18 protein-coding genes are annotated in these 21542 nt (G+C 67.6%); 8 read left to right on the plus strand and 10 right to left on the minus strand.

Annotation, left to right across the window (positions count from 1 at the left end; translation table 11 throughout):
- Positions 1-913 precede the first annotated feature (913 nt).
- On the plus strand, positions 914-1129 hold the full coding sequence (locus tag NA12_RS11295) for a hypothetical protein (protein WP_067449109.1): 216 nt from the start codon (positions 914-916) through the stop codon (positions 1127-1129).
- Complete coding sequence (locus NA12_RS11300) at positions 1126-2400, plus strand: hypothetical protein (RefSeq protein ID WP_067449111.1); 1275 nt, start codon at positions 1126-1128, stop codon at positions 2398-2400. Before NA12_RS11295 ends, NA12_RS11300 begins: the two co-directional genes overlap by 4 nt.
- A gap of 46 nt (positions 2401-2446) precedes the next feature.
- On the opposite strand, the gene NA12_RS11305 is transcribed toward NA12_RS11300, so the two are convergent.
- A complete protein-coding gene (locus NA12_RS11305) occupies positions 2447-3409 on the minus strand; it encodes a helix-turn-helix transcriptional regulator (protein ID WP_067449113.1) in 963 nt (320 codons plus the stop codon).
- Between the two features lie 90 nt (positions 3410-3499).
- On the opposite strand from NA12_RS11305, the gene NA12_RS11310 reads away from it, so the two are divergent.
- Positions 3500-4027, plus strand: coding sequence for a DinB family protein (locus NA12_RS11310; RefSeq protein WP_067449115.1), 528 nt, complete (start codon positions 3500-3502; stop codon positions 4025-4027).
- Here the strand turns inward: NA12_RS11310 and NA12_RS11315 are convergent.
- Positions 3987-6470, minus strand: a complete 2484-nt coding sequence (locus NA12_RS11315; protein WP_067449117.1) for a tetratricopeptide repeat protein — start codon at positions 6468-6470, stop codon at positions 3987-3989. The genes NA12_RS11310 and NA12_RS11315 overlap by 41 nt on opposite strands.
- Before the next feature lie 175 nt (positions 6471-6645).
- Here NA12_RS11315 and NA12_RS11320 point away from each other — a divergent pair, with 175 nt between their 5' ends.
- Together NA12_RS11320 and NA12_RS11325 are read left to right on the plus strand one after the other, a co-directional pair.
- Positions 6646-7101 carry a carboxymuconolactone decarboxylase family protein gene (locus NA12_RS11320; protein WP_067449500.1) on the plus strand — a complete coding sequence of 152 codons (456 nt, stop codon included), beginning with the start codon at positions 6646-6648 and terminating at the stop codon, positions 7099-7101.
- Positions 7102-7134: 33 nt separating this feature from the next.
- Entirely contained in the window at positions 7135-7596 is a 462-nt protein-coding gene (locus tag NA12_RS11325) for a nitroreductase family deazaflavin-dependent oxidoreductase (protein WP_067449119.1), read from the plus strand.
- Between the two features lie 77 nt (positions 7597-7673).
- Here the strand turns inward: NA12_RS11325 and NA12_RS11330 are convergent, their stop codons facing one another.
- From NA12_RS11330 to NA12_RS11340, 3 genes are read right to left on the minus strand one after another with little or no spacing between them, the layout of a single operon-like run.
- Positions 7674-9062 (minus strand): vWA domain-containing protein, encoded by a 1389-nt coding sequence (locus NA12_RS11330; protein WP_067449121.1) that lies wholly within the window; start codon positions 9060-9062, stop codon positions 7674-7676.
- Complete coding sequence (locus tag NA12_RS11335; protein ID WP_067449123.1) at positions 9059-9937, minus strand: AAA family ATPase; 879 nt, start codon at positions 9935-9937, stop codon at positions 9059-9061. The genes NA12_RS11330 and NA12_RS11335 overlap by 4 nt, the downstream gene beginning before the upstream one ends.
- 47 nt (positions 9938-9984) lie before the next feature.
- The gene (locus NA12_RS11340) at positions 9985-10716 is read right to left on the minus strand and encodes a TetR/AcrR family transcriptional regulator (RefSeq protein WP_067449125.1); all 732 of its coding nucleotides are present in this window, start codon (positions 10714-10716) and stop codon (positions 9985-9987) included.
- A 109-nt stretch (positions 10717-10825) separates the two neighbouring features.
- Here NA12_RS11340 and NA12_RS11345 point away from each other — a divergent pair, with 109 nt between their 5' ends.
- Entirely contained in the window at positions 10826-11521 is a 696-nt protein-coding gene (locus NA12_RS11345; RefSeq protein WP_067449127.1) for a hypothetical protein, read from the plus strand.
- On the opposite strand, the gene NA12_RS11350 is transcribed toward NA12_RS11345, so the two are convergent.
- From NA12_RS11350 to NA12_RS11365, 4 genes are all read right to left on the minus strand, one after another.
- A complete protein-coding gene (locus NA12_RS11350; RefSeq protein WP_067449129.1) occupies positions 11458-12816 on the minus strand; it encodes a DUF2252 domain-containing protein in 1359 nt (452 codons plus the stop codon). The two genes, NA12_RS11345 and NA12_RS11350, sit on opposite strands and share 64 nt — an antisense overlap.
- 134 nt (positions 12817-12950) lie before the next feature.
- On the minus strand, positions 12951-13952 hold the full coding sequence (ilvC, locus tag NA12_RS11355; protein ID WP_174551076.1) for a ketol-acid reductoisomerase: 1002 nt from the start codon (positions 13950-13952) through the stop codon (positions 12951-12953).
- Between the two features lie 74 nt (positions 13953-14026).
- Positions 14027-14530, minus strand: a complete 504-nt coding sequence (gene ilvN, locus NA12_RS11360; protein ID WP_019048314.1) for an acetolactate synthase small subunit — start codon at positions 14528-14530, stop codon at positions 14027-14029.
- The gene (locus NA12_RS11365; RefSeq protein ID WP_067449133.1) at positions 14527-16455 is read right to left on the minus strand and encodes an acetolactate synthase large subunit; all 1929 of its coding nucleotides are present in this window, start codon (positions 16453-16455) and stop codon (positions 14527-14529) included. Before NA12_RS11365 ends, ilvN begins: the two co-directional genes overlap by 4 nt.
- A 313-nt stretch (positions 16456-16768) precedes the next feature.
- Between NA12_RS11365 and NA12_RS11370 the strand changes: the two genes are divergently transcribed.
- Together NA12_RS11370 and ilvD are read left to right on the plus strand one after the other, a co-directional pair.
- The gene (locus tag NA12_RS11370) at positions 16769-17542 is read left to right on the plus strand and encodes a PH domain-containing protein (protein ID WP_243654690.1); all 774 of its coding nucleotides are present in this window, start codon (positions 16769-16771) and stop codon (positions 17540-17542) included.
- Positions 17543-17846: 304 nt separating this feature from the next.
- Entirely contained in the window at positions 17847-19688 is a 1842-nt protein-coding gene (ilvD, locus tag NA12_RS11375; RefSeq protein WP_067449135.1) for a dihydroxy-acid dehydratase, read from the plus strand.
- A gap of 194 nt (positions 19689-19882) precedes the next feature.
- Here the strand turns inward: ilvD and NA12_RS11380 are convergent, their stop codons facing one another.
- Positions 19883-21502 carry a DHA2 family efflux MFS transporter permease subunit gene (locus NA12_RS11380; RefSeq protein ID WP_067449137.1) on the minus strand — a complete coding sequence of 540 codons (1620 nt, stop codon included), beginning with the start codon at positions 21500-21502 and terminating at the stop codon, positions 19883-19885.
- Positions 21503-21542 lie beyond the last annotated feature (40 nt).

Consider the following 21542-nt stretch of genomic DNA (forward strand, 5'->3'; position numbering starts at 1 on the left):
CCCCCTTGCTCGCCACAATCACTGCAACACGACCAAGAGTAGCGCCCGAAGCCGGGCCGCGCAGGCGCCCTCGGCACACTTGACGCCGCAACCGAATGGGTACCGATACAGTGCTTTTCTCCAGATGAGCTGATCGCCAACCAGATGACAAAGGGCGAGTTCATTCAGGCAGTGATGGCGCTGGTTTTGCCGCCGCCGTAAGGTGGAAAGCGCTGTTTCAGAACAGGATCGGCGGTCCGAGGACTGGACACCGCTTCCTGGATAGCAGACAGCTATGGTACGGTCGGCGCACAAGTCAGGCCCCGGAGGTGCGCTAACACCACCGAGGCCCTGGGCGAGAATCTGGTACCAGCAGACTCAGCGCCGTAGGCAGGAAGCCTACCGATGATTCTGGCGTCTCCGCCAACCTCCCCCCTTGCCGCTGTGCGCCCGGGCGAGTTGTGCGGGTGATGCGCCTCACTCGCGCAGTCGTCGCCCGTCAGAGGGGCTGCTGCAACCATTCCGATGACACAGAGTTGGCCGGTAAAGGCGGACTCGGACGGCTCCACCGTGGTTGGTGGCATGGATACCAGGGCTTCCCTGGGTGTTCCTGACTCTGTGCAGAATCCCAGTCCCGGCCCTTGCCGAGTAATGCCCGGCGGGCGTGCATCACCAAACGACCGTAGCGACGACCGACCGGCGGACCTCGCGTCACGGGTGCATCCGTACCTCGCGGTACCGGGGTACCCCTGCACTCCCCGCTCTCCCACTCCCAGCGGACTTACCAGCCTCGCGTTACCACAAGCGGTACGGCGGTTTACATGTACCTGGGCTGGGGTTTTCGTTGTCATGCACAGTGATTCGGCGAAGTTGTAGCGCGGAACAGAGGGACAGGGGACCCTCGGGGTAGAGGATCGCGTTATTCAGGAGCCGCATGACTGTCAGAAGTGACCGGGAAGGTGGCTTGCCGGAGACGCTGCCCGCGTTGGAGCAGTTGCCGGCGGATGAGGCTCGGGATCTGTTCGAGTTGATGAGGGCCGCGAGCATGTTCGAGGCGGCCGCGTTGGACGAGTCCATCGAATCGATGGTCTCCGCGTTGCCGCGGCCGTTGCGCCGGGTGACGAAGAAGATCATGTTCGGCGGCAGATGACCGACCTCACTACGCGAGCGCAGTTGATTCTGTTGGCTCGGACATTGCATGTTCATCCGCAGCGGTTGGATCACCTGCGGCATCTGGGGGCAGAGCAGCTGCATGCGTTGCATCAGCAGATCTCGGGGGTGTTGCTGGATCAGCACACGGAGATGTTTCGGCGGATCAGCGCGCTGGTGCCGTTCATTCCGTTGACGATCGCGATTCCGTTGGTGCAGAAGCTGGTTCCGCCGATGATGACAGGGCGGGCGGCGGGGCCGGTGGGGCTGGATCATCCGGGCAAGGCCGCCGAGACGTTGACGATGCTCGAACCGGGATATGCGGCCGATTGTGCACCCTATCTCGATCCGCGGGCCATCGAGCAGCTGTCCGATCGGATGGCGCCGAAACCGATCGTCGACATCATGAACGAGCTGCTGCGACGGCGGGATTATGTGACGGTCGGCCCGTTTTTGTCGTGTGCCACAGATGAATTGATGGCGGCGGTCGAGACGGGGGTGCACGACGACGCGGGGCTGATCTTCTCGGCGGCGTTCTCCTACGACGCCGAGGTGCTCAGCGCGGTGGTTCGCCAGCTGCTCGATGGACCGCATCGACGGGTGCCGCGGATGGCGCAGACGGTGTTGAAGGGCACTACCGAGCTGCAACACGCCGCACTGTCGGTGTTTTCGCGGTGCGCGCCCGATGTGGTCCGCCGGGTGGGCGACATGCTGTTCGGGGGTGCGCGGCCCGAGGACGTCGCGCGATTGGTGCGCAACGCGCTCACGCTGGGGGCGGTACCCGAATTCCTCACGCTGGTAGGGCATCTCACGCCGGTGGGACTGTGGACGTTGGTCGGCAATCCGGTGTTCCGCGACCCGAACATCGGTGTGGACATTGTCGCGCAGATGGGTGGGCGGGGGGATGCGGAGAGTTGGCGTGGGTTGTTCACGTTGATGTCGCGAATGGATGACGATGTCAGGAGCGCGGTGGGGTACGCGCTGGCTCTGCTGCCGGACTCCGCGGTGGCGCAGTTGCCCGCGCAGGCGACCGAAACCGCGAGCTGGCCCGCGCTACTCGATCTCGTCGCGGTCTCCGGGGAGCGAGGGCAGGCGCGGTTCGGGTCGATCTGGGCGCGGTTGGGGCCGGAGCGGCGGGCCTACCTGCACCGGTCCGTCACCGAGCTCGGGTACGACTCGCGGTTGGCCGAGATCACGGCGCTGGTCGAACCGGTGGAGGTGGATCTGCTGTTCTTCCAGCGGCGGCAGCAGGGGCGTTACCGCAACGGGTGAGACGACATCGGAGCGACGGCGGTGGCCGCGAGCAGCCGAGACTTCGTCACGGTGCGTCGACGCTGCTGAATCGGGCGCCCCATTCCCGTAGCTGTGCGACCAGTTCCGGTGGGCCGAGGACCCGGAAGTCGGCTGATACCTTGCCCAGCAACAGGATCGGCCAGTCGAGATTGTCGACGGTCATCTCGATGTGGGTGCGGTCGGCGGGCAGCGCGGTGACGACGCACCAGCGGCCCACTCGGGCGTGGACGTCGGTGGCGGGGGCTTCTATCTCCGCGGTGACGGTGTAGCCGGATCGGCGGGCGCCGATGGCGTCACGGACGAAGGTGGCGGCGTCGGGGGCGGGCAGGGTGCGCGGGCGGAAGCGGGCGCCGGTGGTCGCGGAGGCGGTGAGGCGGTCTACGCGAAACGTGCGCCAGTCGTGGCGGGTGAGGTCGTAGGCGACCAGGTACCAGCGGCGGCCGAGGGAGACGAGGCGGTGGGGTTCCACCTCCCGGGTGCTGGTTCGGTCGTCCGCGGCGGTGTAGGTGAAGGTGAGGCGTTCTTCGCGACGGCAGGTGAGGGCCAGGTCGGTGAGGACGGCGGGGTCCACGTCGGAGAGGGGGACGGCGGTCCAGGCGGTGGACTCGGTCATCGCGCGTAGAGCGTCGACACGGCGGCGCAGGCGAGCGGGCAGGACGGTGACCAACTTGCCGAGTGCGCGGATGGACGGTTCGGCGAGGCCGTCGCCCGCGCCCTGGGACCCGGCTTGCAGACAGACGGTGATGGCGACGGCTTCGTCGTCGTCGAGGACCAGGGGTGGCATCGCCGCGCCCGCGGCCAGCTGGTAGCCGCCGTCGACGCCGGGGCGGGCGTCGACGGGGTAGCCGAGTTCACGAAGGCGATCGATGTCGCGGCGCAGGGTTCGGGCCGAGACACGCAGACGTTGCGCGAGTTCGGTGCCCGACCAGGACCGGTGGGTCTGCAGCAGCGACAGCAGTCGCAGGGTGCGTGCGCTCGTATCGGCCATCGTCCGATTATCTACGCAATCGCGGACAGAAACTGGCCGCAATGGCTTCTACCTTGGGTTTCACAACACCGACAAGCGAAGGATCCGGACATGACCACGAGCACCCAGATCGACACCGAGCGCACCGACATCCTCGAGATGCTCGCCAAGCACCGCCACTTCCTGCGCTTCACCGTCCGCGACCTGACCGACGAACAGGCCGGGCTGCGCACGACCGCCAGCGAGCTGTGTCTGGGCGGGCTGATCAAGCACGTGAGCGCGGTGGAGGCGAATTGGGCGAGCTTCATCCTCGACGGGCCCGCGCAGGCCCCCGATTTCTCCTCGATGAGCGAGGAACAGATCGCCGAGTGGGGCGAGATCTTCCGGATGCTGCCCGGCGACACGCTCGCGGGTGTGCTGGCCGAATACGAACGGGTGGCCGCGCGGACAGACGAGCTCGTGCGCACCCTGCCCGATCTGAACGTGAGTCAGCCGCTGCCCGAGGCGCCGTGGTTCGAACCCGGCGGACGCTGGAGCGCGCGGCGCACGCTGATGCACATCATGACCGAGACTGCCCAGCACTCCGGCCACGCCGACATCATTCGTGAGTCGCTGGATGGAGCGAAGTCGATGGGGTGATCGCGGCGAACAGGGACTCGGCTGCCGCGCGGTGTTCGGTAGCGGCGGCCGGGTCGGTCGCGTCGAGGACATCGGCGAGGCCGTGGTGGGCCGCTGCCTCCTCGAAACGGTGGCCCAGTCGCGGTGCCAGGGTGAGGGTTTGACGGTAGAGGTCGAGGGCCTGTTCGGGCAGGCCCGCGAGGCGGCAGGTCTGCGCATAGCTGTTGAGGAAGTGGATCTTCCAGTGGTCTTCGAAGACCGCGTCGAGCAGAGCGAAGGCTTCGCGATGATTGACGAGGGCTTCCTCGAAGCGGCCCATGTCACGCAGGGCGATGCCCCGGCAGTTCAGGCACCAGGCTTCGTTGTGTTTGTGGCCGTCCTCGCGGGCGAGGGTAAGGGCCTGATCGAGGTGGTCGAGAGCCGCCGCGGGTTCGTCGGCCGCGATCGCCACTCCGAGGGTGATCCGAGCCTGCAGCGACGGGGTGGCGGTCGGGACCGCGAGGGCCTCGCGAGCGAGTTGGGCGGCCTGTTCGCGGTGTCCCAGTTGGAGCACGGCCCAGGCTTCGCCGGCGATGGCGTCGGCGGCGCTCGTCGGGCATCCGCCGGAGGTGTAGAGGTCGCGGGCTCGGCGGAACAGTTCCAGCGGTTCTTCGATACTGCCTTCGTCCCAACGCAATTGGGCGCAGCGCATGGTCAGCTCGGCTCGGGGTAGCGGATCGCCGGCTGCGGCGATCAAGGGTGCGGCGGCCGCGTAGGCGGCGGCCGCCTCGCTCATTCGCCCCGCGTTGTAGCGGGCGAAACCGAGGTCGCTGTGAGCTTGCGCGAGTTGGCGCGGATCGCCGAGATTCTGTGCGGCGGTGAGGGATTGCTCGAACAGCGCGTTCAGATGGGTGGTGCCGCAGCGGCGAGCGAAGAACGTGCGCATGAAGCCCGGCAATTCGCAGACGTGGGTGTCGGCACCGGCTTCGACGGCGGTGTAGAACACAGCCATCAGGTTGGTGTACTCGGCGACGAACCAGAAGAACGCCGCGTCACGATCGGGGAAACGCGGCAGTTCGGCGGGCGGTGAACCCGCGGAGACGGGGCGGGTCGGCGACAGGAACGGCATGGCGGTGTCGGCGGCGGCGGCGGTGTGCACGTAGTAGTCGAGGACGCGACGAACCGCGCGTTCGCGGTCGGCCGGGGTGTCGTGTTCGAAGGTGGCGGTGCGGGCGTGTTGGCGGACCAGGTCGTGGAGGCGATAACGGCCCTGCGCCGGTTGCTGAACGAGGTGCGCGTCGAGCAGGTCCTCGAGCATGGCGCGGGCGCTGCGCAACGGCACCTCGGCCACGGCCGCGGCGACGTAGTCGGTGAACGTGGAGCCGGGTATCAACCCGAGTAGCCGGAACAGGCGGCGCTGCTCGCGATTGAGCTGACGCACCGACATGCCGAAAGCGGTGTCGAATTCGCTGGCGCCCTCGGCCATTCGCTCCACGAGGATGCCCACCGACCAACCCGGTCGATGACGAAGGCGCGCGGCCGCCAGGCGCAACGCCAGCGGAAGGTTGCCGCACAGGCGCAGCACTTCGGCGGTCTGCTCGGGTTCCTCGGCGAGCCGTCCGACGCGGGCGTCGCCGCTGGCCCGCACCAGCAGCTCGGCACTTTCCTCGGGGGTGAGCACGTCGAGGGTCACCGGCGGGACCTCGTCGAGTTCGAGCAACCGGTTACGGCTGGTGATGATGGCGACCGACTCGCCCGCACCCGGCAACAGGAGGCTCACCTGCGCGGCATCGGCCACATTGTCGAGTACGACCACCGCGCGCAACCGCGCCAGCTCCGAACGCCAACAGGCCGCGCGCAATTCGACTCCCCCGTCCTGCGGCACCCTTTCCGACGGAACCCGCAACGCGGACAGCAGCGCACGCAGGGCGGCATCGGGGTCGAGCGGTTGGCGGCCGTCGGTGAAGCCGTGCAGGTCGAGATACAACTGAGCGTCCGGGTACTCGGCGGTGAGTCGATGCGCGGCGTGCACGGCGAGCGACGTTTTCCCGACGCCTGCCATGCCGTCGACGGCGACCACCCGATCGGCGCGAACGGCGGCGATCACCTCGGCCAGCGCCTGTTCGCGGCCGGTGAAGTCGGGCACGTCGCGGGGCAGGTCGTTGCGGGGCGGGGCGTCGGCCGGTGGACTCGGCGGGGCGGGCTGACGGCTGGTCTTCGGCGGGGCGGGCAGCGGGTTGTCGGCACGCTCCCAGAGGGGGCGCAGCGGGCGCGGGTCACGTTTGACCAGACGGCACAGCTCGACGACCGCAGGCCACGGCGGGACCGTCTGGCCGCTGAGATAGCGCGAGAGCGAGGACGAGCTCAGGCCGGTGTCGCGGGCCAGCGCGCGCACGCCACGGCCGGAGAGTTCCTGGATCAGCCGCAGCCGCGAGGCGAGCTCGTCCTGCGGGTATGCCCGTGCTGTCCGCTGTTGCGCAACCACCGTGTTCCACTCCCGTTGTCCCGGCCTGGACCAGAAATCTCGCGACCGACAAGGCGGTGGTCAGGGCCGTTTTTCACTGTCCCACAGTGTCCCACAGCCATTCTGTTCCGAGGTCGGACGGGCTGTTATGGAGTCACACCGCGAGCAGCGGAGAACACCGAACAAGGAGAACGACATGCAGTCTCGGATGAAGAACCCCGCCATGGTCCTCACCGACGCGATGGGCCCCATCCAGCAGGTACTGAAGGCCGTGGAGACCGGTGGGGTGGACAGCGAGATCCTGGAGCTGGTGCACCTGCGGGTCAGCCAGATCAACGGGTGCAGTGCCTGCGTACACGGCGGCACCACCACCGCCCGCAAGGCGGGCGTCAGCGAAGACCGGCTCGCCACGGTGGTGGCCTGGCGCGAGACCCCGTTCTTCTCCGAGGAGGAGCGCGCTGCCCTCGAACTCGCCGAGGCCGCCACCCGGATGGCCGATCGGCCCGACCCGGTCACCGACGAGATCTGGGACAGCGCCGCCAGCTACTTCGACGAGCGCCAGCTCGCCTCGATCGTGCTGATGATCGGCGTCACCAACATGTTCAACCGGCTCAACGCCACCACCCGTCAGATCGCGGGCGCCTGGGGCTGAGGCCCGCCTCCCCTCTCGAAAGGAACAGTGACGATGTCGGCGAATCAGCAAGCGAGCGAGAACAATTCACACGGCGGGTTCTCCCGCTGGATGCAGCATCGGATGAACGCGCGCGTGAACCGCAAGATCCGGCGCGGCAACGGCACGTTCATGGGAATGGATGTGCTGATCCTGCATACGGTCGGCCGCCGCAGTGGCCAACCGCGCGATACCCCGATCAGCTGGTTCCCGGGCGAGAACGACTCCTGGCTGCTGGTCGCCTCAGGCGGCAAGAACGGGCACCCCGACTGGTTCCTCAACCTGATGGGCCACCCCGAACAGGCGACCGTTCAGCTGCCCGACAGCGCCCCGGTCGCCGTGTCGGCCCACGTACTCGACGGCGCCGATCGGGCGGCGGCCTGGGACGACATCACGGCCGCTCAACCCCGCTACGGCAAGTATCAGGCCAAGGCGGGCCGGGAGTACGCCGTGGTGCGACTGGCGGCCATTGGGTGAGTAGCGCGCGACGACAACGCGAGTGCCCTGCCGAGCAGTCCCGGACCGCTCGGCAGGCACCACGCTGTACCGCTGAATCAGGCCGGGAGGAGTCGGCCGATCACCTCGGCGAGCTGGGCGACATTGCGGCATTCGTGCATGGTGACGATGTCGGTGTAGGCCTCGGCGGCCGAGTCGCCGGTCGACCAAGAGCGCGACGGTTCCGGGTTGAGCCAGTAGACGGCCTTCGCACGTTCGGTGATCGCTTGCAGCGCGGCCAGATTCGGGTCGGTGCGGTTGGTGCGGGCATCACCGAGGATCAGCACGCACGTGCGGGGGCCGACGGCGTCGAGGTAGTGGTCGACGAAACCCTGCAGGACCTCGCCGTAATTGCTGGACCCGAACCGGGCGACGCCACCCGCACGGACGATGTCGCGGGCGAAGCCGGGTGGCGGCGGCTCACCGGGAGTGAAGTGGTGGGTGATCTCGGCACAGGTGTCGACGAAACCGAAGCTGCGGACCTTGCTGAACTGGTCCTGCAGCGCCTGCACCAGTTGCAGCGTGAACTCGGCGAAACCGCTGACCGAGCCCGAGACATCGGCCAGCACAACAAGATCGGGCCTGCCGCGTTTTCGGGCCCTTAGCACCGGATCGACCGGAACGCCACCGGTGGCCATCGAGCGACGCAGCGTGCGGCGCAGATCGATCTGACCGCGCACCGCCTTCTTGCGGCGCACCGCCAGCCGGCTGGCGAGTTTGCGGGCCAGCGGGTGAACGAGGCGGCGCATCTCGGCGAGGTCCTGTTCGCGTGCGCCGAGGAAATCCGTTCGGTCGGTGGAGTTCTCGACGCCGCGCCGGGCGATGTAGTCGGTGCCGCGCAGCTCGGCCGAACGCAGGCGCGCTTCGGTTCGCACCTCGGTACGGAATCGGTCGACGCGGCGCCGGGCCTCGATGGTCCGCACGGCGGTGTCGAACTGGCCTGTGCCGCCCATTGTTCGGGCGACTTCCTCGGAGATCTCTTCTTGGCGTAGGGATTTCATGGTCAGGTAGGAGGACCAGCCCGCACCGGAGGCCTGGGTGACCCGGCCCGCACTCTCGCCCGCACCGCCGTAGGCACCGAAGGTGTTGAGCGCTTCGCGGGCCAGTTCGGCGGTGTCTGCCCCCTGGACAAGCGTGGCGATCAGTCGTTCGCGCAGGTCATCGGGGTTCTCGCTCGGTCGAGCGGCGGATAGCGAGACGCCGAGAAAATACAGGTCGAACAGCTGGTCGAAGACCGCGCGCTGGCCGTTGCGGCGCAGCAGGCACGCGGCCAACCCGGAGCGCAGGACGCCGGGATCGGTGGTGCCGAGGGCCACGACCGCGGCGGCGGCATCGATGGTTTCGCTGGGGCCCGCGTGAATGTTGTGCTCACGCAGCAACGTGACGAAATCGACGAGCCGCGCACTCGTCGGAACCGAGGCGGAACCCGCCGTGACGACGGGTGTCATCGCCGCCCGCTGTCGTCGTCGAGACCCAGCCGCTCGATGGCCACACGATGGTCGGACTGGTATTTCAGCAGGACACCGAGTGTCGAGCGAACCACTGCGCCGGTGAGCGTCCGCGTGCCCAGCGCGACCAGCGTCTTCGCCCAGTCGACGGTTTCAGCGATCGAAGGCGCCTTGCGCAGGGAGAGCTGGCGCAGCGCGCTCACCGTGGCCACCACCGGTTCGGCGAGTGCCGCGTCCAGCTCGGGAACCTTCAGCGCGACGATCGCCTTCTCCAACTCCGCGCTCGGATAGTCGATATGCAGGTACAGGCAGCGGCGCTTCAGCGCTTCGGATAGATCGCGGTGGGCGTTGGAGGTGAGGATGACGAAGGGCTTGCGCACGGCCGTGACCGTGCCGAACTCGGGGATGCTCACCTGGAAGTCGCCGAGGACTTCCAGCAGCAGGCCCTCGAGTTCCACGTCGGCCTTGTCGAGTTCGTCGATGAGCAGAACCGTGGGCTCGGGGTTGCGGATGGCCGCCAGCAGCGGGCGAGCGAGCAGGAACTCCTCGGTGAAGACATGATCGCGGGTGCTGTCCCAGTCCTCGCCGGACGTGGCGGTGATGCGGAGCAGCTGTTTGGCGTGGTTCCACTCGTACAGGGCACGCGCCTCGTCGACGCCCTCGTAACACTGCAGGCGGATGAGCTCGGCGCGTACCGCGGCGGCGACGGCCTTGGCCAGCTCGGTCTTGCCGACGCCCGCGGGACCCTCGATCAGCAGCGGTTTGCCGAGACGGTCGGCGAGGAAGACCGCGGTCGCGATATCGAGGGACGGCAGGTAACCGGCGGTCGTCAGCCGGTCGGTCACCTGGTCCACCGAGGAAAAGAAGTTACTCATCGGTAATGAGTGTATCCACTGCCGCCCACACGGCGCCGACGCGAGTCTCAGTGACCACGGTCGCGGCGTTCGGCGGTGGTCACAGCGGCAGCGACGCCATCCAGGACGAGGTCGAGACCGAAGGCGAAATCATCAGCCGCCGATTCCTCGTCCGAGGGGACCTCGGCGAAGGCTCGATCCGCGAAGAGCGCGGCGATCTCGGGCAGGTGGGACAGGTCGAGGGCCGACACGTCGCGGCGGTACCTGTCGAGGGATTGAGCCTCGCTGCGCCGTTCGGCACTTCGCTGCTCGGCCATGTGACGGTCGGTCACGAACGCCTGACGAACGTAGCCGCCGACCACGGTGATCGCACCGATCTTGGCACGCCAGTCCAGGTGGGTCCCACGCAAGGCGGCAAGGCCCGCGTTCATCCACGCGAGGGCGTTGATCCCGCGCGGCGGGCCCGCGATGGGGATCTGGGTCAGCCACGGGTGGCGGGCGAACACGGCTCGTTGGCCGGTGGCCCACTCGCGCAGAGCCGGGCGCCAGGCCGGGCCGAGCACCGGAGGCGGACCGAAAGCAGTGTCGGCCATCAGGTCGGTGAGACCGTCTTTCGAGCCGATGTGGCGATAGAGCGACATCGGTGTGACATCGAGCGCGGCAGCCACTTTCGTCAGCGATGCGGCGCGCAGACCTTCTCGGTCGGCGAGTTCGATCGCCGTCGCGACGATGCGATCCGCATCCAGTTCGGCCGGTCGGCCGACGCGTGGTCGAGCCGAGCCTGGCTGCTTGTCCGCCACCTTCTCCTCGTTCGCTCAGGGTTCCGCCAACCTAACATAGGGGTTATAGTTTAAGTCATATACTAATTCTGGCCGGGCCGTATCGCTCGGAGACGAGGGGTGAACACCTGTGGGCATCAACCAGATTCAGCGCATCACCGGAGCAGCGGCATTCGTGGGTGCCGGATGCACGCTGATCGAACTACCGCTGTACTTCGTGTACTCGGGCGCACCGCCGGATGCGAATGTGCTCACCCGATGCCTGCTCGGCATGATCGGCCTCACCCTGTTCGTGGTGTTCATGAGCGGGCTCGCCGCCGTAGTGCGACACCGAGACCCGGAACGCGCGTGGTTCGGGTCGCTGGCCGCCGCAGCTGGAACCGCCTGGCTCACCGTCACTTTCGTGTCGACCGGCCTCGAGGTCGGCGCGGTGATCGCGGCCCCGGAACCGATCGACCCCACCATCACCGTCACCGGCACCTACATCCTGTACGGGACCGTCTCTCGGCTGCTGGAAGGACTGTTCCTCGTGGCCTTCGCCATCGCGGTCACGCGATGGCTGCCCCGCTGGTGCGGCGTGACCGGCGGGGCGCTCGCGGCGGTGAACTTCGCGTTCGTGCCGTCACTGTTCTTCGGGAACACCCCGGCCGACTTCTACGCGGCCAACGGGTGGGGCACCACGGCGACCGTCGGCGGGCTCACCATGCTGTGGTTGTTCGCGATCGGGATCGCGCTGTACCGGTCGGCCCCGAAGGGCACCGATCAGTACGGGTTGTCGGCGACTTCCACCCGGCCGTCCTTGATCGCGGCCCGCAACAGGCGGTAGTCGGCCATGCTCTGATCCGAATACGACATCGCGAAATCGCTGAGTGCGGTGTCGAACTTCTCGCTGCCGCCGATGTAGGCGTCGATGGCCAGCGGGTCGCCGGAGCGGCAGTGGGCGCGCGCCAGCACGGCGCCACAGAGTCCGCCATAGTTGGACAGTTGCCGGTGGCTCAGATTCTCGATATCGGCCGAACCCTTCATATCGCGGAACTGACGCCAGTAGTAGTGCACGCCCGCGGGGCCGGTAGCCCAGCCGAGGAAGATATCGCTCGCCGCCTGCATCAAGCGCTGGCCGGTGACGACGCGATGACCCTGCTGCTTATACCGGCTCGCCTTCTGATACGGCTCCAGCACGGAGATGCCGGCCTCCTTCAACTGCAGGAACAGCGGAGTGCCGGACTCCTTGTCCATCAGCAGCACGATGAAGCACCGGGTGCCGACGCTGCCGACCCCGACGACCTTCACCGCGAAGTCGACGACGGTGTAGCGGTCGACCAGCACACGCATGTGGTCGGGCAGGGTACGCCGGTATTCGGCGAACACCGATTTCACGATCGCCTCGTCGGGCAGTTCGATGGGCACCAGCAGTGGCGGCTGATTCTTGATCCGCGGAATGCCGTTGGCATCGGGTTCGGTGAGTTTGTCCAGCGCCTGCAGGCTGGTGCGCTTCTTGGCCGAGGCGATCGTTTTCTCGGCCAGCTTGCGGCCCTTCTTCCGCTGGACCAGTTCGAGGACTCTATCGGCGTCGACCCGGTCGTACCAGATCTCGAGACTGTCCCGCTCGGTCATCGCCTCGATGCCCTCGCGATAGCCGCGGGCGGTCGCCTCCGCCGCCGATGCCGCGTCCTCGTCGGAACACCCGTTGTCGAGCGCCGCGACCGCGACACTGGCGACCAAGCGTTTGAGATCCCACTCGAACGGGCCGGGCAGCGTCTCGTCGAAGTCGTTGACGTCGAACACGAGATTGCGTTCCGGAGTGCCGAAGAGCCCGAAATTCGACAGGTGCGCGTCGCCGCACAGTTGCGCGATGAGCCCGGTGTCAGGACCGCGACTCAGGTCGTAGGCCATGACCGCCGCGGCGCCGCGCAGAAAGGTGAACGGCGACACCGCCATTCGCGCCATCCGGATCGGCACCAGATTCTGCACCCGCGTCGCGTTCTGCTTCAGCAGAATCGCCACCGGGTCCTCACGTCCCGGCCCGGCCTTCCACTCCCCCAACGCGGACCGCGAAACCCGCTTGCGCGCCGCCTTGCCGACCTCCGCCGCCTGCTGCTCGAAATCCTCAACCGTCGTCATCGAGCAAGTCTTGCGCTACCCAGCCGTCACGGCAAGGACCAGCGGATAACCATGAGGTGACAGCGCGTGCCGCCATTCCGGCAAACACGAATGGCCCGTCCGAACCGGACGGGCCATTCGCGCGGGATGAAACCTTACGCGGTTTCGGTGATCGGGCGGTCGACCCAGCTCATCAGGCCGCGCAGCTTGGCGCCGGTGACCTCGATCGGGTGCTCGGCGTTCTCCTTGCGCAGGCCCTCGAGCTCCTTGTTGCCGCCTTCGACGTTGGCGACGAGGCGCTTGACGAAGGTGCCGTCCTGGATATCGGTCAGGATCGCCTTCATGCGCTCCTTGGTGCCGGCGTCGATGACGCGCGGGCCCGACAGGTAACCACCGAACTCGGCGGTGTCGGAGACCGAGTAGTTCATGCGGGCGATGCCGCCCTCGTACATCAGGTCGACGATCAGCTTGAGCTCGTGCAGAACCTCGAAGTAGGCCATCTCGGGGGCGTAGCCCGCCTCGACCATGACCTCGAAACCGATTTTGACCAGTTCCTCGGTGCCACCGCAGAGCACGGCCTGCTCACCGAAGAGGTCGGTCTCGGTCTCTTCCTTGAAGGTGGTCTTGATGACGCCGGCGCGGGTGCCGCCGATGCCCTTGGCGTAGGACAGCGCCAGGGCCTGGCCCTCGCCGGTCGGGTCCTGATCGACAGCGATCAGAGCCGGAACGCCCTTGCCGTCGACGAACTGACGACGCACCAGGTGGCCGGGGCCCTTCGGGGCGACCATCGCGACGGTGACGCCGGCCGGAGCCTTGACGAGACCGAAGTGGATGTTGAGGCCGTGGCCGAAGAACAGCGCGTCGCCGTCGTTCAGGTTGGGCTCGATGTCGTTGGTGAAGATCGACGCCTGCGCGGTGTCGGGGGCGAGCACCATGATCACGTCGGCCCAGGCGGAGACCTCGGCGGGGGTGCCGACGGTCAGACCGGCCTCTTCGGCCTTCGGGCGAGACTTCGAACCCTCGGCCAGACCGACGCGCACGTCGACGCCGGAGTCGCGCAGGCTCAGCGAGTGCGCGTGGCCCTGGCTGCCGTAACCGATCACGGCGACCTTGCGGCCCTGGATGATCGACAGGTCGGCGTCGTCGTCGTAGAACATCTCGACTGCCACTTTGGTTGGTCCCTTCTCGAATGCGGTTAGGAAAAGTTATCGCGGGGGTTGCTGGGGGCGATTCAGCGGGTGGCTGTGATCGACTTCGGTCCGCGGCCGACGGCCACGACACCGGACTGCACGATCTCGCGGATCCCGTACGGCTCGACCATGCGCAGCAGCGCGTCGAGCTTGGAGCGGGTGCCGGTCGCTTCGATGGTCAGCGCGTCGGGCGAGACGTCGATCACCTTGGCGCGGAACAACTGCACGGCCTCGATCACCTGCGTGCGCACCGACGCGTCGGCCCGCACCTTCACCAGGATCAGCTCGCGGGCCACCGAGGCATCGGCGTCCTGCTCCACGATCTTGATGACGTTGATCAGCTTGTTGAGCTGCTTGGTGACCTGTTCGAGGGGCAGATCGTCAACGGTCACGACGATCGTCATGCGCGAGATCTCGGGGATCTCGGTGCCGCCGACGGCCAGCGATTCGATATTGAAGCCACGGCGCGAGAACAGGCTCGCGACTCGCGCCAGCACGCCCGGCTTGTCCTCGACGAGGACGCTCAGGGTGTGGGTGGTGCTCATTCGTCGTCGCCCTTCTCGGAGGTGGCCTGCTCGCGTTCCATCGCCTCGTGGATGACGGCCGGTTCGGAGACCGACTCGTCGTCGTCGAAGAGCGGACGGATGCCGCGGGCGAACATGATCTCGTCGTTGCTGGTGCCCGAGGCGACCATCGGCCAGACCTGGGCGTCCTTGCCGACGATGAAATCGATCACGACCGGGCGGTCGGTGATCGCCTGGGCCTGGCGGATCGCGTCCTCGACCTCGGACTCCTTCTCCACCCGGATGCCGACGCAACCCAGCGCCTCGGCCAGCTTCACGAAATCGGGGATGCGCAGGGTGTGCGTGCCGAGATCGGTGTTGGAGTAACGCTGTTCGTAGAACAGGGTCTGCCACTGGCGGACCATGCCCAGGTTGCCGTTGTTGATCAGGGCGACCTTGATCGGCACACCCTCGATCGCGCAGGTGGCCAGTTCCTGGTTGGTCATCTGGAAGCAGCCGTCACCGTCGACCGCCCAGACTTCCTTGTCCGGCGCGCCCATCTTGGCGCCCATCGCGGCGGGAACCGAGTAGCCCATGGTGCCGAGACCGCCCGAGTTGAGCCAGGTGCGCGGGTTCTCGTACTTGATGAACTGCGCGGCCCACATCTGGTGCTGGCCGACGCCGGCGCAGTAGATGGCCTCGGGGCCCGCGAGACGGCCGAGCGTCTCGATGACGTACTCCGGCGAGACCGAGCCGTCGCTGGGGGTCTTCCAGCCCAGCGGGTAGTTCTCGCGGATGCCGCTGAGGTAGGCCCACCATTCGGTGAGGTTCAGCAGCGGTGCGGCACCCGACTGCGGATCGGCCTTGAGGGTCTCGATCAGCTCGACGATCACCTCGCGCGCGTCGCCTACGATCGGGACGTCGGCGTGGCGGTTCTTGCCGATCTCGGCCGGGTCGATGTCGGCGTGGATGACCTTCGCATCGGGGGCGAAGGAGTCCAGCTGACCGGTGACGCGGTCGTCGAACCGGGCGCCGAGGGTGATCAGCAGGTCCGACTTCTGCAGCGCGGCGACGGCGCCGACGGTGCCGTGCATGCCGGGCATGCCCATGTTCAGGGTGTGGCTGTCGGGGAACGCGCCCCGCGCCATCAGGGTGGTGACCACCGGGATGCCGGTGAGCTCGGCCAGCTCGAGCAGTTCGGGCGAGGCATCGGACTTGATGACACCGCCACCGACGTAGAGCACCGGCTGCTTGGCCTCCAGGATCATCCTGGCGGCCTCGCGCACCTGCTTGCCGTGCGGCTTGGTGACCGGACGGTAGCCGGGCAGCCGCATCTCCGGCGGCCACGAGAACGTGGTCTGGGCCTGCAGGGCGTCCTTGGTGATGTCGACCAAGACCGCGCCGGGGCGACCCGAGGCGGCGAGGTAGAACGCCTCGGCCAGGGTGCGCGGGATCTCGGCGGCGTCCTTGACCAGGAAGTTGTGCTTGGTGACCGGCATCGTGATGCCCGAGATGTCGGCTTCCTGGAACGCGTCGGTGCCGACCAGGCTCGACGGCACCTGACCGGTGATCGCCACGATCGGGACCGAGTCCATCTGCGCGTCGGCCAGCGGGGTCACCAGGTTGGTGGCGCCGGGACCGGATGTGGCCATACACACACCGACCCTGCCCGAGGCCTGCGCGTAGCCGGTCGCCGCGTGACCGGCGCCCTGCTCGTGCCGGACCAGGACGTGGCGAACCTTCTTGGAGTCGAACAGCGGGTCGTAGACAGGAAGGACCGCGCCGCCGGGAATGCCGAATACCGTGTCGACGTCGAGCTCTTCGAGAGACCGAACCACCGACTGGGCGCCGGTCACGCGCTCGGGCGCGACCTGGCGGCGGGCGGGGCTGGTCGCCGGGCTACCGGGGGTAGCTGAAGGCGCTGACCTGCGGGCCGATGGCCCGGGTCGTGCGGTTGGTGCACTCACCGTCTTCGTTCCTTACTGTCTCGTTCTGACTCGGACTGACCCGACAGGGCCGCTGGCATTCGCCCGAACACAAAAAAGCCCCCGCCCAGCGCATGGCTGTTCGAGGGTGGCGCGTCGCAAACGCGAGCTGACGTATCGACTGGTGTCAGGCTCAGCGCTGGACGCGCCGGCCGATTACGAGCTCGTTTCGAATCACGCATACGACGTTAGGCGCGCGTAGTGCGTCGAGTCAAACAGGCTTTCCACTCCGGTCCCATTCTGTGGGACTCGAGTGGTTGCGTGGGTCCGTGTACCAAGATGCGAGGATAGGAGGGTGTCATCACCGCATCAGTCCGTGCCACCGGCTAAATCGTCCCACACCACCGGCGAGGGAACCGATACGGGTCGTCCGTCGCGACCCGGCGGCCTGCGCTCGGCCAGTACGGGGCGGCTCGCCGCGATCGGCGCGGTGGTACTGGCCTACTTGGCCTTCGTCGTCGTCGGCACCGTGCAGGACTGGTCGCTGGGGGTTCGGGTCGGGTTGATCGTGCCCGTCGCGGTGGTCGTCTGGCTGCTGATGCCGCGCCGGACGAACACGCCGACGCCGGGCGTGCACGTGATCGGCGTCCCGCGCCTGGCCTATATCGGCGTGCTGGTGTTGGCGTTCTGCGTGTTCTTCCCGTTCGTCGGGTGGCCGGTGGGCCTGTGGTGGTTGCTGCTGTTCCCGGTGCTCGCGGTGCTGTGGGTGACGCGGACGCACACCACCGTCTCGGAGGCCGGGCTGGATCTGAGTTCGATGCTCGGTAAGAGCAAGCACCTCGACTGGGCGCGCGTCAAGGGGATCAGCATCCCCGAGCGCGGATATGTGCGCGCCCGGCTCGACGACGATTCCGAGGTGAAACTGCCCGCTGTCGGCTACGACCGGCTGCGCGAGCTGATCGAGGCGTCCGGCGGACGGCTGCCCGATGTGTTCGCCGCCGCCGAGGCGGCCGAGGCCGAACGCGTCGCCGCCGAGCGGGCGGCGGCGCAGGCCGAATCCGACGCGAAAGCCGAGACCGAGGCGACGACATCGTCGGATGAGAAAGCCGAGCCGAAGTCCGAGCAGTAGCCGTGCGCACTGTGTGTCCGAGCACGTCGGGAATCGCCCACGCCCGCGCCGACTTTGTACCGGTAGGCTGACGGCAACCGGGCAACCCGCGCCGACGGCACCACCGCGGCGACACCTCACGGAGCGACACTCCCGCCTCGAGCCCGGTTCCGGCACTCCCGGACACAGCACCGGCGCGACGCGACCATCGCCCGCCGGAGTAACGTGGCCGCTTGCCGGACGCACCGCGTACTCGCCCGTGCCGCGCAGGTCAGCCCCCTGCTCGCACGCTTGCCACGCACCCAGCGACACCACGAGGACTTCCATGCCACCGCTTCGTTCACGGACCACCACCATCGGCCGCAATGCCGCGGGCGCGCGCTCGCTCTGGCGCGCGACCGGCATGACCGATTCCGATTTCGGCAAGCCGATCATCGCGATCGCGAACTCCTACACGCAGTTCGTCCCCGGTCACGTGCACCTCAAGAACATGGGCGACATCGTCGCCGAGGCCGTGCGCGCCGCCGGTGGCGTGCCGCGCGAGTTCCACACCATCGCCGTCGACGACGGCATCGCCATGGGCCACGGCGGCATGCTCTACTCGCTGCCCTCGCGCGAGATCATCGCCGACTCGGTGGAGTACATGGCCAACGCCCACACCGCCGACGCGCTGGTGTGTATCTCCAACTGCGACAAGATCACTCCCGGCATGCTCAACGCCGCGATGCGCCTCAACATCCCCGCCGTGTTCGTCTCCGGCGGGCCGATGGAGGCCGGTAAGGCCGTGATCGTCGACGGTGTGGCGCAGGCACCGACCGACCTGATCACCGCGATCTCCGCGAGCGCGAGCCAGACCGTGTCCGACGAAGGACTGGACGAGGTCGAGCGGTCCGCGTGCCCGACCTGCGGTTCGTGTTCCGGCATGTTCACCGCGAACTCCATGAACTGCCTGACCGAGGCGCTGGGACTCGCCCTGCCCGGCAACGGTTCCACTTTGGCCACCCACTCCGCGCGGCGTGCGCTGTTCGAGCGGGCGGGCACGGTGATCGTCGATATCGCCAAGCGCTGGTACCAGAACGACGACGCCTCGGTGCTGCCGCGAAACGTGGCCAACGCCAAGGCTTTCCGCAATGCGATGGCGCTCGACGTCGCCATGGGCGGCTCGACCAACACCGTGCTGCACACCCTCGCCGCCGCGCAGGAGGGCGAGATCGACTTCGATCTGCAGAGCATCGACGAGATCAGCCGCCGGGTGCCGTGCCTGTCGAAGGTGTCGCCGAACTCGGATTACCACATGGAAGACGTGCACCGCGCCGGCGGCATCCCCGCCATCCTCGGTGAGCTGCGTCGCGGTGGACTGCTCGAGACCGACGTCACCACCGTGCACACCGCCTCGTTCGAGGAGTACCTCGACACCTGGGATGTGCGCTCGGGCAAGGCCTCCGACGAGGCCAAGGAACTCTTCCACGCCGCACCCGGTGGGGTGCGCACGGTCGAGCCGTTCTCCACCAGCAACCGCTGGTCCTCGCTCGACACCGACGCCGCCGGTGGCTGCATCCGCGACATCGAGAACGCCTACACCGTCGAGGGCGGGCTGTGCGTGCTGCGCGGCAATATCGCCCCCGACGGCGCGATCCTCAAGACCGCGGGCATCGACGAAGACCTGTTCACCTTCGAAGGCCCGGCCGTGGTGGTCGAGTCGCAGGAGGAGGCGGTGTCGATGATCCTGGGCAAGAAGATCCAGCCCGGCGATGTGGTCGTCGTCCGCTACGAAGGCCCCGCGGGCGGTCCGGGCATGCAGGAGATGCTGCACCCGACCTCGTTCCTCAAGGGCCTCGGCCTCGGCAAGGTGTGCGCGCTGATCACCGACGGTCGCTTCTCCGGCGGCACCTCGGGCCTGTCGATCGGCCACGTCTCCCCCGAGGCCGCCTCGGGTGGCGTCATCGGACTGGTCGAGAACGGCGACCGCATCCGCATCGATGTGCACACTCGCGCGCTGGAAGTCCTTGTCGCCGACGAGGTCCTGGCAGAACGCCGCGCGAAGATGGAAGCCTCGGAGCGTCCGTGGCAGCCGATCAACCGCGAGCGCACGGTCACCACCGCCCTGCGCGCCTACGCTGCGCTGGCGACGTCGGCCGACAAGGGCGCGGTCCGGCGCGTGCCGTAGCCCAGCCGCCTCTCCGCGTATTTCGGCCAGACTCGAGTGCGCCGCCGGTCGTATATGCGACCGGCGGCGCGCTTGTTGGTCGGGTCAGCTCGTTCCCGGTGAGTTACCCATGTTCCTGCGAGATCAGGGGTTCTTTTCGCCGATCGAAATGGCCTGGTCCTGTCGATATGTGCGACGGGGCCAGATCTTCGGTGTCAGACGAGCGCGGGTTGTGTTGTCGACGTTGACGACTCGTCGTCGCGGCCGGTCCTGGAGGGAATCAGGGCTGTGGCGACGAGGCCGAGCAGGACGAAGCCCGCGGCCAGGTAGGCGCCGAGGTTGATGCCGGTGGTCATGGCGGATCGGCCGACGGTGGCTACCTCTTGCGTATCCGGCTGGGCGGCGAAACCTTCGATCGCCGCGCCCGCGCTGCCGGTGATGGCGTGGGCGTACTGCTGGGACTGGGCCGGGGGCATGCCTGTCGCCGTCAGGTCCTTGTCGACGTTCGCGCTCAACGTGGTGAAGAAGACTGTTGTGAGCAGGGCGATGCCGAGCGCGGAACCCAACTGCCGGAAGGCGCTCTGGATGCCGGAGGCCTGGCCGTTGTCGGCTTCGGGAACATCGGCCAGCACGACGTTGGTCACCTGGGCTGTGGCGAAACCGACGCCGATGCCGTACACGCACAGGACCAGCGAGATCGACCACCACGAACTGTCGGTGGCGGCGAAGAAGCCGAGCCCGACCAGGCCCACCACCTCGAGTCCCAGACCGAGGCGGACCATGTTCAGCGGCGAGGCCTTACCCGCGAGCCCGAAGCTGGCGCCGCTGGCGATGAAGCTGCCGATGGCGATCGGCACCAGCGCGAGACCGGACTGCAGGGCGCTGTAGCCCAGGGTGAACTGCAACCACAGCGGCAGCACGGCGACGATGCCGAACTCACCGAGACCGATGATCAGGGTCGCGATATTGCCGTTGCGGAACGAGGCCAGCGAGAACAGGCTCAGGTCCATCAGCGCCTTGTCGGCGTTGCCGCCGCGGCGCAGCAGTACCTGCCTGATGACGAAACCGCCCAGCGCCAGCACACTCAGCACGAGCGCGACCAGAACCGGCGAAGGCCCACTACCCCAGGTGAATCCGGCGATTCCGAGCGGGTGCACGGTGGTGATCCAGCCGTAGGTGCGGCCCTCGACGAGTCCGAACGCGAGCAGCCCGAGGCCGAGCACCGACAGGATCGAGCCGAGCACGTCGAGTCGGCCGGCGACCTTCGGCGACGGCGCGATGCACACCAGCACACCCACCACGATCAGCGCGGCCAGCGGCACATTGATGCCGAACGCCCAACGCCAGGACACGTGTTCGGCCAGCCAACCGCCGAGCAGCGGACCGAGCGCGGCGGCCGCACCGATCGTGGAACCCCACACGGCGAAGGCTTGACCACGGGCTTTGCCACTGAAGGTGGCGTTGAGCAGTGCCAGCGAGGTCGGCAGGATCATCGCCGCGCCCGCGCCCTGCAGGAATCGGGCGATGACCAGCAGTCCGCCGTCCGGCGCGAGCCCGGCCAGGATGCTGGTCGCGCCGAACACCACGACGCCGGCGACGAACACCCGCCGCGCCCCGACCATGTCCGCTACCCGGCCGACCACCAGCAGCAGGGCCGCGAAGACGATCGCGTAGGACTCCTGAATCCATTGCGCCTCGGTGGAACCCGTGTCCAGATCTTCGATGATCGACGGGATGATCACGTTCACGATCGTGGTGTCGACCACGATCAGCGCCACGCCGAGGGCGATGGCGATCAAGCCGAGCCATCGGCGAAGGGACGACTCTTGACTCATCGCACACTCCTATTTCCATGGTGGAATATTTCCATGGTCA

Origin of the sequence: Nocardia alba NBRC 108234 (assembly GCF_001612665.1) — a bacterium.
Taxonomy (GTDB): Bacteria; Actinomycetota; Actinomycetes; order Mycobacteriales; family Mycobacteriaceae; genus Nocardia; species Nocardia alba.

Coding starts and splice junctions, on each gene's coding strand:
- NA12_RS11295 (WP_067449109.1), top strand. CDS start 914: ATGACTGTCAGAAGTGACCGGGAAGGTGGCTTGCCGGAGACGCTGCCC.
- NA12_RS11380 (WP_067449137.1), bottom strand. CDS start 21,502: ATGAGTCAAGAGTCGTCCCTTCGCCGATGGCTCGGCTTGATCGCCATC.
- NA12_RS11300 (WP_067449111.1), top strand. CDS start 1,126: ATGACCGACCTCACTACGCGAGCGCAGTTGATTCTGTTGGCTCGGACA.
- NA12_RS11310 (WP_067449115.1), top strand. CDS start 3,500: ATGACCACGAGCACCCAGATCGACACCGAGCGCACCGACATCCTCGAG.
- ilvN (WP_019048314.1), bottom strand. CDS start 14,530: ATGAGCACCACCCACACCCTGAGCGTCCTCGTCGAGGACAAGCCGGGC.
- NA12_RS11350 (WP_067449129.1), bottom strand. CDS start 12,816: ATGACGACGGTTGAGGATTTCGAGCAGCAGGCGGCGGAGGTCGGCAAG.
- NA12_RS11335 (WP_067449123.1), bottom strand. CDS start 9,937: ATGAGTAACTTCTTTTCCTCGGTGGACCAGGTGACCGACCGGCTGACG.
- NA12_RS11330 (WP_067449121.1), bottom strand. CDS start 9,062: ATGACACCCGTCGTCACGGCGGGTTCCGCCTCGGTTCCGACGAGTGCG.
- NA12_RS11325 (WP_067449119.1), top strand. CDS start 7,135: ATGTCGGCGAATCAGCAAGCGAGCGAGAACAATTCACACGGCGGGTTC.
- NA12_RS11320 (WP_067449500.1), top strand. CDS start 6,646: ATGCAGTCTCGGATGAAGAACCCCGCCATGGTCCTCACCGACGCGATG.
- ilvD (WP_067449135.1), top strand. CDS start 17,847: ATGCCACCGCTTCGTTCACGGACCACCACCATCGGCCGCAATGCCGCG.
- ilvC (WP_174551076.1), bottom strand. CDS start 13,952: ATGTTCTACGACGACGACGCCGACCTGTCGATCATCCAGGGCCGCAAG.
- NA12_RS11305 (WP_067449113.1), bottom strand. CDS start 3,409: ATGGCCGATACGAGCGCACGCACCCTGCGACTGCTGTCGCTGCTGCAG.